Source organism: Streptomyces sp. NPDC050416, from assembly GCF_044458845.1.
In the GTDB taxonomy this organism is placed as follows: Bacteria; Actinomycetota; Actinomycetes; order Streptomycetales; family Streptomycetaceae; genus Streptomyces.
The window spans coordinates 479,141-491,676 of record NZ_JBITII010000003.1 but is presented as its reverse complement, the minus strand read 5'-3'; the positions used below and the strand labels follow the sequence as shown (position 1 = coordinate 491,676).

At 70.9% G+C, this 12,536-nt stretch carries 10 protein-coding genes and 1 pseudogene; 3 read left to right on the top strand and 8 right to left on the bottom strand.

Annotated features, from left to right (window positions below):
- Nucleotides 1-189 precede the first annotated feature (189 nt).
- From ACIBL4_RS11765 to ACIBL4_RS11755, 3 genes and pseudogenes are all read right to left on the bottom strand, one after another.
- Entirely contained in the window at nt 190-483 is a 294-nt protein-coding gene (locus ACIBL4_RS11765) for a PQQ-binding-like beta-propeller repeat protein (protein WP_399409328.1), read from the bottom strand.
- A 263-nt stretch (nt 484-746) separates the two neighbouring features.
- Nucleotides 747-1,386, bottom strand: a pseudogene (locus tag ACIBL4_RS11760) (serine/threonine-protein kinase); the annotation flags it as partial.
- An 89-nt stretch (nt 1,387-1,475) separates the two neighbouring features.
- Nucleotides 1,476-1,670, bottom strand: coding sequence for a hypothetical protein (locus ACIBL4_RS11755; RefSeq protein WP_338778944.1), 195 nt, complete (start codon nt 1,668-1,670; stop codon nt 1,476-1,478).
- 695 nt (nt 1,671-2,365) lie between these two features.
- Here ACIBL4_RS11755 and ACIBL4_RS11750 point away from each other — a divergent pair.
- Nucleotides 2,366-3,478 carry an acyltransferase family protein gene (locus tag ACIBL4_RS11750; protein ID WP_399408849.1) on the top strand — a complete coding sequence of 371 codons (1,113 nt, stop codon included), beginning with the start codon at nt 2,366-2,368 and terminating at the stop codon, nt 3,476-3,478.
- Between the two features lie 15 nt (nt 3,479-3,493).
- Here ACIBL4_RS11750 and ACIBL4_RS11745 read toward each other — a convergent pair whose 3' ends face one another.
- Entirely contained in the window at nt 3,494-3,955 is a 462-nt protein-coding gene (locus tag ACIBL4_RS11745; protein WP_399408847.1) for an HD domain-containing protein, read from the bottom strand.
- Nucleotides 3,956-3,985: 30 nt separating this feature from the next.
- On the bottom strand, nt 3,986-5,164 hold the full coding sequence (locus ACIBL4_RS11740; protein ID WP_399408845.1) for a PP2C family protein-serine/threonine phosphatase: 1,179 nt from the start codon (nt 5,162-5,164) through the stop codon (nt 3,986-3,988).
- 161 nt (nt 5,165-5,325) lie between these two features.
- Here ACIBL4_RS11740 and ACIBL4_RS11735 point away from each other — a divergent pair, with 161 nt between their 5' ends.
- The gene (locus tag ACIBL4_RS11735; protein ID WP_399408843.1) at nt 5,326-6,585 is read left to right on the top strand and encodes a GNAT family N-acetyltransferase; all 1,260 of its coding nucleotides are present in this window, start codon (nt 5,326-5,328) and stop codon (nt 6,583-6,585) included.
- 13 nt (nt 6,586-6,598) lie between these two features.
- Here ACIBL4_RS11735 and ACIBL4_RS11730 read toward each other — a convergent pair whose 3' ends face one another.
- Complete coding sequence (locus ACIBL4_RS11730; RefSeq protein ID WP_399408841.1) at nt 6,599-7,411, bottom strand: Fpg/Nei family DNA glycosylase; 813 nt, start codon at nt 7,409-7,411, stop codon at nt 6,599-6,601.
- Between the two features lie 1,026 nt (nt 7,412-8,437).
- The gene (locus tag ACIBL4_RS11725) at nt 8,438-8,923 is read right to left on the bottom strand and encodes a ribose-5-phosphate isomerase (protein ID WP_399408840.1); all 486 of its coding nucleotides are present in this window, start codon (nt 8,921-8,923) and stop codon (nt 8,438-8,440) included.
- A gap of 216 nt (nt 8,924-9,139) precedes the next feature.
- Here ACIBL4_RS11725 and ACIBL4_RS11720 point away from each other — a divergent pair, with 216 nt between their 5' ends.
- A complete protein-coding gene (locus ACIBL4_RS11720) occupies nt 9,140-10,636 on the top strand; it encodes an amino acid permease (RefSeq protein ID WP_399408838.1) in 1,497 nt (498 codons plus the stop codon).
- Between the two features lie 68 nt (nt 10,637-10,704).
- On the opposite strand, the gene ACIBL4_RS11715 is transcribed toward ACIBL4_RS11720, so the two are convergent.
- Nucleotides 10,705-12,510 carry a serine/threonine-protein kinase gene (locus ACIBL4_RS11715; protein ID WP_399408836.1) on the bottom strand — a complete coding sequence of 602 codons (1,806 nt, stop codon included), beginning with the start codon at nt 12,508-12,510 and terminating at the stop codon, nt 10,705-10,707.
- Nucleotides 12,511-12,536: the final 26 nt, after the last annotated feature.

The following is a 12,536-nucleotide window of genomic DNA, read 5'->3' as shown; positions in this document are numbered from 1 at the left end:
TCTTCGGCCGGTGTCGGCTCCCGCCAGGGTGTCTCGGCGGCCCTTTTCGGGTTGCCGACGCCGGAGGCGTCCGGCTGTCCGCGGTGCGGAGCCTCTTCGCGCAGCCAGGCGCTCAGCGCCTCGACGTTGGCCCGATCGGCGTCGTCGGCCGAGATCATCCCGTTGGCGACCCAGCTCATGGCGTTCGGTCTATCCCGCCGGCGCTCGACCGGTCGATCCATTTCGGCCTGATCCGGGGGACGGGGTGCGCAGGTCCCGTACGTCGACGGTGTAGACCGAGCGCTCGCCGTACGGGACGTACAGGGCGTCGCCGACCAGGGTGAGAGGGGCGCCGGAGGCGTTGTCGGTCCGGCCGCCGTCGTCGCGGCCGGAGCGGGTGCCTTCGACCTTGCCGGTGACGGCGTCCAGGGCGGCCACCCGGCCGCTGGGGGACGCGACGTACACGTGGGTGGCGGAGGCGGCCGGGGGGCCCGGCCGTTCCACGGTGGAGTTGCTGTCCCACAGGGCCCGGCCGGTGCGCGGCGAGACCGCGCTGACGCCGCCGCTGGTGCGGGTGAAGTAGACGGTTCCGCGGATCAGGTACGCGCCGGACGCGTCGGACTGCCCGGCCGGGACCCGTACGGCGGTGAGCGCGCGGGTGGAGACATCGACCAGGGTGAGGCCGCTGCCCAGCGTGATCGCGTCCGCGAGCACCAGGCGGTCGCCGTCCTGGCCGAGCACGTCCGGGGCGCCCTTGGCCTGGACCGTCCGCGGCGGGTGGCGGCGTGGGTGAGGACCGAGCCGAGGGAGAAGATGTCGGCGGCCGGGCCGACGTCCTGGGGGGGACGCGAACTGTTCCGGGGACATGAAGGGCGGCGTGCCCATGACGCGGCCGGTCTGGGTGAGGACGTCGGAGGCAGCGAACTCGGCGGCACGGGAGATGCCGAAGTCGATGACACGGGGGCCGTCGTCGGCGAGCATCACGTTGGCCGGCTTCAGGTCGCGGTGGACTACTCCGGCGCGGTGCATGTCGCGCAACGCCTCCGCCAGGCCGGCGGCGAGTTCACGCAGGCGGGGCAGGGGGAGCGGGCCGTGCTCGCGGACGTGGGTGCCTAGGTCGGCGCCCGGGATGTAGAGCGTGGCCATCCAGGGGCGCGGCGCGTCGGCGTCCGCGTCCACGACGGGGGCCGTGAAGGCTCCGCTGACCTGGCGGGCGGCGGCCACCTCGCGGCGGAATCGGGCGCGGAACTCGTCGTCGTCGGCGTACTGGCCGTGCACGACCTTGATGGCGAGGGGCCGGCCGGAGGCCGAACGGGCCAGGTAGACCACGCCTATGCCGCCGGAGCCGAGGCGGTCCTCGATGCGGTAGCCGCCCACTTCGGCCGGGTCCAAGTCGCGCAGCGCCATCCCCGTACGTTCCCCCCGTCACGCACCGCCCCCTGGTCGGGAAGGAGCGTATCCGCACGACGAACCCCGGGACGGCGGCAGCGGCCCGGTCAGAAGCTGATGGAGTTGATGGTCTCCGCTATCGAGTTGAGGAATCGCTGGATGTCGTCGGCCATACCGGTCGAGGCGAGGAAGAAGCCGAAGAGGATCGCCACGATCGCGGGCCCTGCCTTGATGGATCCCCCTCTCAGCAACACCACAAGGATGATCGCCAACAGCAGCACCACAGACAGTGAAATGGCCACAACTGATCACACCCTCGGTCGGTCCGCTCTCCCGGCCCGGTGACGCGACCCCGCGCACCCCGCCAGAACCATCGTGCCACCAACCCGGCCGGGCTATGCGGATCGTGACGCATCGACCACGTCACTCGTGTCCGGGCCGGTGCGCGGCCCCTGCGGCCGCGGGTCGAACGGCAGTGACTCGTACGGGAATTCGAGGCACCACCCGCACAGGGAATTCGACGGAATCGTTTCCATGCCCACACAACGCGTTCGCAGCTAATTCGAATTGCCCCCGCAAGTTCCTCAACGACCCTGCGGCAGGCTCCGGAGAGGCACGGAAGGGGACATTCCACAGGAGTCGCCTGCTGGTCTTATGCGCCGCTTAGTCCGGAAGTGTCACGACAAGCAGGACGGGGTGTGAGGGACACCGTCCGTCGCCGGACGATGTGTTGGCCATCACTCCCGCAAGGACGTCAACTCCCCGAAATCCGGGGTACCCACAGCGAATAGCCAGGATTCACATCCGGCGTTTTACGAATAGCCGCAGGGAACGCTAGGGTGCCTCAGATGTTCCACGCTGCCTCGTCCCCCGCAAGCGCAGCGAGGTCCCGGATCGTCTCCCCGAGCTCCTGGTGGGAGGGTCTGTGACGAACTCGCTGCGACCGAACGGCGACCGCAGGGCGCCACTTCCCCCGGCACAGTCCTCTGCCGACGGAGTGCCGAGCCCGCGCTCGCCGCAGAGCCCCCAGAAGAAGCAGAACGGCAAGCAGCGCGACGCGTTCTTCGACAACGCCAAGTACCTCGCGATCGTGCTGGTCGCCATGGGCCACGCCTGGGAACCACTCAAGGGCGACAGCCGGATACTCGAGGCCGCGTACCAGGTCGTCTACGCGTTCCACATGCCGGCGTTCATCATCATCTCCGGCTACTTCTCGCGCAGTTTCGACATGCGGCCCGACCGGCTCAAGCGCCTGATCACCGGTGTGGCCGTGCCGTACATCGTCTTCGAGACGGCCTACCCGCTCTTCAAGCGGTTCATCGACAACGATCCGCACCAGGACATCAGCCTCCTCGACCCCTGGTACCTGACCTGGTTCCTGTGCGCGCTGTTCATCTGGCGGCTGACCACGCCCATCTGGAAGGTGGCGCGCTGGCCGCTGCCGCTCGCGCTCGGCCTCGCGATGCTCGCGACCGTCTCCCCGGAGATCGGTGACGACCTCGACCTCCAGCGGGTCCTGCAGTTCCTGCCGTTCTTCGTGCTGGGCCTGGTGATGAAGCCCGAGCACTTCCACATGGTGCGCCGCCGTTCCGTGCGGATCGCCTCGGTGCCCGTCTTCGCCGCCGCGCTGGCCTTCAGCTGGTGGGCCGTACCGCGCATGAACACCGCCTGGTTCTACCACCGGGACGCCGCGCAGGAGCTGGGCGCGCCGTGGTGGACCGGCCCGGTCATGGTGCTCGCGATGTTCGGCTGCTCCCTGGTGCTGACCGCCTGCTTCTTCGCCTGGGTGCCGCGCCGCCACATGTGGTTCACCGCGCTCGGCGCCGGCACGCTCTACGGCTACCTGCTGCACGGCTTCCTGGTGAAGGCCGGCGACTACCAGGGCTGGTTCGAGTCGGCGTGGATGCACCGGCCGCTCGGTGAGATCGCCGTGACCGTCGTCGCGGCCGCCGTGGTGACGGTGCTGTGCACCAAGCCGGTGCGGCGGGTCTTCCGGTTCGCCATGGAGCCGAAGATGGAGTGGGCCTTCAAGCGGGACGCGGCCGAGGTCGCCCGTGAGCGCCAGAGCGCCGAGCGGCGCGAGCGCGAGCGCGAGAAGGTCAACGCCTGACGCCCCTGCCCCGGTTCATCCGACGAGACCGAGAAGTGCGCGCATCCGCGAGTACTTCTCGGTCAGTCGCGTGCGGGTGGCCTCGTCGAGGACCGCGAGGCGTGCCGGGTCCGCGTTGTGCGCCAGGTCCGACTCCTTCACCAGCAGCGCGCCGGGCGTGGCGAGGATGCGCGCGGCGTACGCCTCGGGCGGCTCCCCGGCCCGCTTGGTGACCGCCAGGACGATGTCCTTGGTCCGGCTGCTCAGCGCCGCCTCGCGCAGCCACTCGGGCGAGAGCGCGTCGTCCTCGACGGCATCGTGCAGCCAGGCCGCCGCGATCTGCTCCTCGTCGCCGCCCCGTGCCCGTACGCCCTCCGCGACAGCCTGGAGATGCTCCGCGTAGGGCCGTCCGGCCTTGTCGGTCTGGCCGGCGTGCGCGGCGCGGGCGGTGGCCTCGACCTCGGCCAGGGTCAGCGGGGTGCGGGGTTTCTCGGTCACGGCTCCAGTGTGCACCCGGAGAAGCGCACTTCAGCGGGGAGCGGCGGCCGTCGGGCCCTCCCGGCAGATCAGCAGCAGCGCCCGGTCGTCGTTGACGTCCTTGGCCACCGCCTCGATGAGGTGCCAGGCGGCGCCGTGGAAGCCGCCCGCCACGTACCGGTCGGCCTCGCCGGTGAGGCGGTCGATGCCCTCGACGATGTCGCGGTCGGAGGTCTCCACCAGGCCGTCCGTGAACAGCATCAGCACGTCACCCGGGCGGAGCGAGCCCTTCACCGGGTCGAACTGGGCGCCGTCGTACACACCGAGGAGCGGGCCCTCGGCCGTCTTCTCCTCCCAGCGGCCGCTGCCCGCGCTGAGCTGGAGGCCCGGCGGGTGGCCGGCGGAGTAGAGCTCGTAGTCGCCGGAGTCCAGGTCGAGGACCAGGTGGATGGAGGTCGCGAAGCCCTCGTCCCAGTCCTGGCGGAGCAGATAGCCGTTGGCGGCCGGCAGGAAGGCGTGCGGGGGCAGCGAGCCGAGGAGGCCGCCGAACGCGCCGGACAGCAGCAGGGCGCGGGAGCCCGCGTCCATGCCCTTGCCGGAGACGTCGGTGAGGACGACCTCGAGCGTACGGCCGCCGTTGGTGCGGGCCGCCACCACGAAGTCGCCCGAGAAGGACTGGCCGCCCGCCGGGCGCAGCGCCATCTCGCGGTGCCAGCCGTCCGGCAGGCCGGGCAGCTTGCTCTGCACCCGGATGCGTTCGCGCAGGTCGAACAGCATGGTGCCGCCGCGCCGCCAGGGCACACCGACCCGGCTGCGGAACTGCGCCAGCAGCAGCCCGAAGAAACCGCAGGCCGCGACCACCAGCACCACGCCCGGGGTCACCCTGGACGGCCCCTCCGTGTAGGGGCCGAGCTGCACCGACTCCACGATCAGCGCCGTGGCCGCCGCCGCGTACAGGCCGAGCAGGCTCGCCGGGCGCAGCACCAGGCCGCCCACGACGACCGGCAGGACCAGCGCGGCCGGCGAGAACCACACCGAGTTCGCGAGCGTCGCCGCCGCGATCAGCGGGACCATCAGGAGCAGGCCGGCCAGGGCGATCCAGTCCGAGCCGTCGCCGCGGAAGTAGTCCACGGCGGCTCGGCGCACGCCGACGCGGGCCCGGTGCCACTGCTTCTTCAACCGGGCCGTGAACGTCTCGGCTTCCGCGCGCCGCTCTCGTCCTGCTGCCATTAGTTCGGGACCCTATCCATCGGACCGGCCAGTTGGCACGGGAGGTCCTACTTGTCCCCCGTCCGAGGGCCGACTTCCCAGTGAACTTCACGGTGCGCCGCCTGTCGCCGGCCGGGAGAAATTCCCTCGCCCGTCCCGCATGGCCCTGGTAGGCATGGGCCATGGTGACTGACACGACCGGCCCTGCGGCGACCCTGCGGGTGCTTCGGCGGGACGAGTGGGACAAGTGGTACGACACCCTCATCCGCGCCTTCGGTGGAGTGCCCGAGTCCGCCGAGGAGCGGGAGTTGTGGGGCTCGCTGACCGAGTGCGACCGCTCGCTCGGTGTCTGGGACGGGGACGCCTGTGTGGGGACGGCGGGGGCGTTCTCCTTCCGGCTCACCGTGCCCGGCGGGGCCTCGGTGCCGGCCGCGGGCGTCACGATGGTGAGCGTGGCCGCCACGCACCGCCGGCGCGGTGTCCTGACGTCGATGATGCGGCGGCAGTTGGACGACGTCCGTGCGTGGGGTGAGCCGCTGGCCGTGCTCACGGCCTCCGAGCCGGCGATCTACGGCCGGTTCGGATACGGCGCGGCCACCTTCCAGTTGAACGCCGAGATCGACACGAGCCGGGTGCGGCTGGCCTCGCTGCCGGCGGGTACGGACGACGTGCGTCTGCGCTACGCCGATCCCGCCGAGGTCGTGGACGCGTGCGAGGCCGTGTACGCGCAACTGGTGCCGTCGCGGCCGGGGATGCTGGCGCGGCGGCCCGGCTGGGAGCGGCTCGGGGTGCTCGATCCGGAGAGCGGGCGGGACGGGGCGTCACCGCTCCAGTGCGTCCTCGCCGAGCGGGACGGGGAGACGGTCGGGTACGCGCGGTACCGCGTCAAGCCGGACTGGGGGACCGCCGGGCCCAACGGCAGCGTGACGGTGGAGAACTCGGCCGCGCTGGATCCCGCGGCGGACGCGGCGCTGCTGCGGTTCCTGTTCGGTATCGACCTGACGTCGACGCTGGTGATGCGGGGGCGGCCGGTCGACGACGCGTGGCAGTACCTGGTGTCCGACATACGGCGGTGCCGGCCGCGGTTGCGGGATTCGCTGTACGTGCGGCCGGTGGAGGTCGGGGCGGCGCTGGAGGCACGGACGTATCAGACACCGGTGGACGTGGTGTTCGAGGTGGAGGACGCGTTCTGTCCCTGGAACGCCGGGCGTTGGCGGCTCAGCGGGGATGCGAAGGGGGCGTCCTGCGAGCGTACGGCGGATGCGGCGGATGTCGCGCTGTCCGTACGGGAGTTGGGGGCGGCGTATCTCGGTGGGGTGAGCCTCGGGGCGTTGGGGGCGGCGGGGCGTGTGCGGGAGGTACGGCCGGGGGCCTTGGCGGAGGCGTCGTCGGCGTTCGGGAGCGGCGGTGGCGCGGCGCCGTGGTTGCCGCACGGCTTCTGAGATCGGGGGCTTTTCAGGGGCGTTGGCAGGTCGGGCACCAGAAGAGGTTGCGGGCGGCGAGATCGGCGGTGCGGATCTCGCCGCCGCAGATGTGGCAGGGCTGGTTGGCTCTGCGGTAGACGTACACCTCGCCGCCGTGGTCGTCCACGCGGGGTGGGCGGCCCATCGCCTCCGGGGTGTGTTCCGGGCGGACCGTGTCGATGCGGTTGTTACGGACGCCCTCGTGCATGAGCTCGACCAGGTCGGTCCAGATCGCGTGCCACTCGGGCGGGGTGATGTCCTTGCCGGGGCGGTACGGGTCGATGCGGTGCCGGAAGAGGACCTCCGCGCGGTAGACGTTTCCCACGCCGGCGATGACCTTCTGGTCCATGAGGAGGGCGGCGATGGTCGTACGGCTGCGGGAGATACGGCGGTAAGCGGTGTCCGGGTCGGCGTCGTCGCGGAGGGGGTCGGGGCCGAGGCGGTCGTGTATCGCCTGCTTCTCCGGGGGTGTGATCAGGGCGCAGGTGGTGGGGCCGCGGAGGTCGACGCAGGTGGTGTCGTTCGCGAGGCGGAGGCGGATCGTGTCGGTGGGTGCGGGGGTGGTGGGGGCGGGGGTGAAGGTGACCTTGCCGAAGAGGCCGAGGTGGATGTGGATCCAGTCGGTGGTGCGGAAGCCGAGGAAGAGATGTTTGCCGTGGGCTTCCGTGTGAGTGAGTTCCGTGCCGGTGAGGAGGGTGGCGGCGTCGGTGAACTTGCCCTGGGGGCTGGTGATGCGGGGGGTTGTGCCGAGGAAGGCGGTGGCGTAGTCGTGGGCCAGTCTGTGGATGGTGTGGCCTTCCGGCACGGGTACCTCCTGTGATGGTCGCCTTGCGGGTTTTCCCACCCGCCCGCCCGAAGCGGTTCCTCAAGGGGCTGAGGTCGAAAAGCCCCGGGGCTCCGCCCCGGACCCCGGTGGGAGCTTTCCCACCCACCCACCCGAAACAGTTCGTCGAGACGCTGCAGTCGAAAAGCCCCCGAGCTCCGCCCCGGACCTCGGTGGGAGCTTTCCCACCCACCCACCCGAAGCCGTTCCTCAGGGGGCTGGAGTCGAAAAGCCCCGGGGGTCCGCCCCGGACCCCGGCGGGGGGCTTTCCCACCCACCCACCCGAAACAGTTCGTCGAGACGCTGGAGTCGAAAAGCCCCGGGGCTCCGCCCCGGACCCCGGCGGGGACTGCGTCCCCTGCACCCCTCGCGGGGCTCCGCCCCTGCACCCCGAAAAAAGGGGCTGCGCCCCTCGTCCCGCATCGGGCCCGGAGTGCTGGACGCCCGCATGATGCCCGGAAGTCCTGGGCGTCCGCCGGAGGCCCGAGTGTGCCGGACGCCCGCATCGGGCCCGAGTCTGCTGGACGCCCGCGTCGAGCCCGCGTGCGTTGGACGCCCGCCTCGGACCCAAGTCTGCTGGACGCCCGCCTCGGACCCACGTGCGTTGGACGCCCACCTCGGACCCAAGTCTGCTGGACGCCCGCCTCGGACCCACGTGCGTTGGACGCCCACCTCGGACCCGAGTCTGCTGGACGTCCACGTCGGGCCCACGTACGTTCGACACCGCCTCGGGCTCCCGTGCGTTGGACGCCCGCATCGAGACCGGGTGCGGTCCGCCGGTGCGGCTGGCTCGGATGGCCTGGGCCCTCGCATCGGGCTCGGATGTGCTGAGCGGCCGGGGGTCCGGTGCTCAATCCCATCGCTGTGTTCCGCCCGTGTGGGATTCGGGCCCCGAGTGGGGCCCGGGTCCGGCTCGGAGGTGGAGTGGGATGAGCCACGCCTCCGGTGGGGCGTAGCCCGCCGGGGCATGCCCTCCCCCGGGCGGTGCAGCTGCCTGCCCCAGGGGGCTTACTGCTGGGGGTGGTGGGGTGGGATGGGCGGGAGGTCGCCGGTTGACTCGTAGCCGGCGAGCATGTCGATTCGGCGGATGTGACGTTCGTCACCGGAGAACGGCGTGCTGAGGAACGTCTCGATGAACGCCGTCGCCTCGTCCTGCGAGTGCATGCGCGCGCCCACGGCGACGACGTTCGCGTTGTTGTGCTGGCGGCCGAGCGCCGCCGTCTCCTCGCTCCAGGCGAGGGCCGCGCGGACGCCCTTGACCTTGTTCGCGGCGATCTGCTCGCCGTTGCCGGAGCCGCCGATGACGATACCGAGGGCGTCGGGGTCCGCGGCCGTCCGCTCCGCGGCGCGGAGGCAGAAGGGCGGGTAGTCGTCCTGGGCGTCGTAGATGTGCGGGCCGCAGTCGACGGGGTCGTGACCCGCCGCCTTCAGCCACTCGACGAGGTGGTTCTTGAGTTCGTAGCCCGCATGGTCCGAGCCGAGGTACACGCGCATGGGACGAGTGTGACACGGGTGTTTCGGGGCAGGCGCGCGGGGTGGCGCTCATGAAAACTTGACGTGAGTGTGAGCCGGGTAACTGAAGCTCAGGAAAACCTCAAGTAACAATCTGGATTCAAAGGTTCTCCTATTCGTTCGCCTCCGATTCACTGGACCGGCTCGTACACCGCTCGTACGAGCACACAGCTCCCCGGCGCAAAGGAAATCTGTTCCATGACCTCGCAGCCGACTCTCAAAACGACAGGAAACGAACCCGGTGACGGCTCCGGGCTCCAGGCCGGGCTGAAGAGCCGGCATCTGTCGATGATCGCCATCGGTGGCGTCATCGGGGCGGGCCTGTTCGTCGGGTCCAGCTCCGGCATCGCCACCGCCGGGCCCGGCATCCTGCTGTCGTACGCCCTCGTCGGCACGCTCGTCGTGCTGGTGATGCGGATGCTCGGTGAGATGTCGGCCGCCAACCCGACGTCGGGTTCCTTCTCCGCGCACGCCGACCGCGCGCTCGGGTCCTGGGCCGGTTTCTCCATCGGCTGGCTGTACTGGTTCTTCTGGGTGGTCGTGCTGGCGGTCGAGGCGACCGCCGGTGCGGTGATCCTGGAGGGGTGGATACCGGCCGTGCCGCAGTGGGCCTGGGCCCTGATCGTGATGCTGGTGCTCACCGCCACCAACCTCGTCTCCGTCGGGTCGTACGGAGAGTTCGAGTTCTGGTTCGCCGGGATCAAGGTGGTCGCGATCGCCGCGTTCATCGTCATCGGCGGGCTGGCCGTGTTCGGGCTGCTGCCGGGTGTGGACAGTGAGCAGGCCGGGCTGAGCAACCTCACCGAGCACGGGGGCTTCCTGCCCCACGGTCCCGGGGCGATCCTCACCGGTGTGCTGCTCGTCGTCTTCTCCTTCATGGGCAGCGAGATCGCCACCCTGGCCGCCGGTGAGTCCGAGAACCCGCAGCAGGCCGTCACCAAGGCCACCAACAGCATCATCTGGCGTGTCGCCGTGTTCTACCTCGGCTCGATCTTCGTCGTGGTGTCCCTGCTCCCGTGGGACAGCAAGTCCATCACCAAGGACGGCTCGTACGTCGCCGCGCTCGACTCCCTCGGCATTCCGCACGCCGGTCAGATCATGAACTTCATCGTGCTGACCTCGGTGCTGTCCTGTCTCAACTCCGGCCTCTACACCGCCTCCCGCATGGCCTTCTCGCTCGGCCAGCGCGGTGACGCGCCCAAGGGCTTCGCCCGGACGACCGCCAACGGCGTGCCGCGCACGGCGATCCTCGCGTCCGTCGCGTTCGGATTCGTCGCCGTGTTCTTCAACTACAAGTTCCCGGACTCCGTCTTCCTCTTCCTCGTGAACTCCAGTGGCGCTGTCGCCCTGTTCGTGTGGCTGGTGATCTGCTTCTCCCAGCTGCGGATGCGGAGGATCATCCAGGCCGAGGCGCCCGAGAAGCTCGTCGTGAAGATGTGGCTGTACCCGTACCTGACCTGGGCGACGGCCGCGCTGATCGTGTTCATCCTCGGTTACATGCTCACCGACACCGAGCACGACGGGCGCGAGACCATGCTGCTGTCGCTGCTCGTCGCGGCGCTCGTCCTCGCAGTCGCCTTCGTGAAGGAGCGGGTCCTCGGGGGGCGGCGGGCCGCCGCTGCCGCCGCGCAGGCGCAGACACAAGGACAGGGGCAGGTGCAGGACGACAGGCGGGACGAGGTTTCGGCCGGCTGACCGAGCTTTTCCCGGTGCCCCCCGTTCGTGGTGAACGGGGGGCTTTTCCCTTGCCGCCCACAGGCCTGCTACAGCACCGTGAAGCTGTCCTTGACCTTCTCGTACGTGCGGAGGGCTTCCGGTTCGATGCCGGAGTCGTACCAGGTGTTGATCTGGTATGACTTGCCGCCCGAGTTGAAGCCGAGCAGGCGGGCGTGCCAGTGGACGCCCTGCAGCGTGAACGTGTACTCCCACACCACCGCCGGATGGCCGCGGAACGTCGTCTCCTCCAGGCGGACCTTCCGGTAGTCCTCGCCCTGTTGGGCGTTGCGCTCCGAGGTCTGCCAGGTCTCCAGCAGGTCGCCGCGGGCCAGGGACGACTTGCCGACGAGTTCCTGCGTGCCGTCCGGGGAGGTGTAGTGCACCTCCGCGCCCGTCTTCACGTCCCGCCGCCAGCCGTCGGGTGTCGCCCAGGCGAATCCTCCGGCCTCCCGGTGCGCGCCCGGCGGCAGGCTCTGCGGCCTGGCTGTGCCTTCGACGGTGGGTGAGGGCACGCCGCCGGTCGTGGGTGGTGCGGAGGCCGAGGAGCCTGCGCGGGGGGCGTTGTCGTCCGGTGAGTCGGATGTCGTCGCCAGCACGATTCCTACGACGGCGCCGACCGTCGCGACCGTGGCTGCCGCGGCGGCGAGCATCGTACGGCGGTGGCCGGCGCGGGGGCGGGCCGCGGCCGGTGCGGCGGGACCGGGGAGTTCGCCCGGCGGCATCGCGGTGGGTGCCGGGTGGGGGCGGCACTCCGTCGCCGCCTGTGCTCGGCTGAGGGAGACGGGGCTCGGGCGGGGGGTGGCCGTGGTGGCGTGGGGTGTGGTGGTGTGTGGCTGGACGGGCGCGGGCGCGGGCTCGGATTCGGGCTCGGGCTCGGGCTCGGGCTGTCGGTCCGGACTCGCGGCGGCGGGGTCCTGAGCGGGGGCCTCCTGCGACACCGGCTCCACATCCGACGGCTCCGCCAACCCCGTTGTCCCCTCCCGCCGTTCCCGTATCGCCCCCACCGGCACCGTAGGTGTCGGTGCCGGGAACGCGACCGGCTCCAAGACCGCTTCCAGTTCCTCCAGGCCCGGGCGGACCGACGGTTCCTTTTCCAGCAGGGACGTCAGGATGTCGCGCAACGGGCCCGACGTGGCGGGGAGTTCGGGCTCCTCGTACAGGACCGCGTGCAGGGTCGCGAGCGTGGTGTCGCGGGCGAAGGGGGAGCGGCCGCCGAGGGCCGCGCAGAGCGTGGCGCCTAGGGACCAGACGTCGGAAGGTGGGCCCTGCGGGCGGCCGGAGATGCGCTCGGGGGCCATGTAGTCGGGCGAGCCGACCAGCATGCCGACCATGGTGAGCGCCTTGGCGTCCTGGATGGCGGCGATGCCGAAGTCCGTGAGGACGACCCGCCCGGAGGCGGTGCCGCGTCCCGGCCCGGCCGACCCGCTCCAGGTCTCCACCAGCACGTTGCCCGGCTTGATGTCCCGGTGCAGCACGCCCCGCGCGTGGACCTGCCGTAGCGCCGCGACCAGGCCGAGTCCGGTTCGGGCCGTGTCGCGGGGGCTCAGTGGGCCGTCCTCCGCGAGGATCTGTTCGAGGGAGCGGCCCGCGACCAACTCCATGACGATCCATAGGCGTTCGCCTTCGTCGACCACGTCGTAGACCCGTACGACGTTGGGGTGGTCGATCCGGGCCGTGGCCCTGGCCTCGCGCAGGGTGCGTTCGCGACGCGTCCTGCTGTCCTCCGCGTCGAGGCCGTCGATACGCATTTCCTTGACGGCGACCTGGCGGTCGAGTATTTCGTCGGCGGCTCGCCACACCCGCCCCATTCCCCCCTGGCCGATACTTTCGACCAGCCGATAGCGCCCCGTCACCAATATCCCTGGAACACCGCCGATGT

Bases quoted from the DNA above. Each gene is read 5' to 3' on its own strand.
- ACIBL4_RS11720 (WP_399408838.1), top strand. From the start codon at position 9,140: ATGACCTCGCAGCCGACTCTCAAAACGACAGGAAACGAACCCGGTGAC.
- ACIBL4_RS11740 (WP_399408845.1), bottom strand. From the start codon at position 5,164: ATGGCAGCAGGACGAGAGCGGCGCGCGGAAGCCGAGACGTTCACGGCC.
- ACIBL4_RS11725 (WP_399408840.1), bottom strand. From the start codon at position 8,923: ATGCGCGTGTACCTCGGCTCGGACCATGCGGGCTACGAACTCAAGAAC.
- ACIBL4_RS11735 (WP_399408843.1), top strand. From the start codon at position 5,326: ATGGTGACTGACACGACCGGCCCTGCGGCGACCCTGCGGGTGCTTCGG.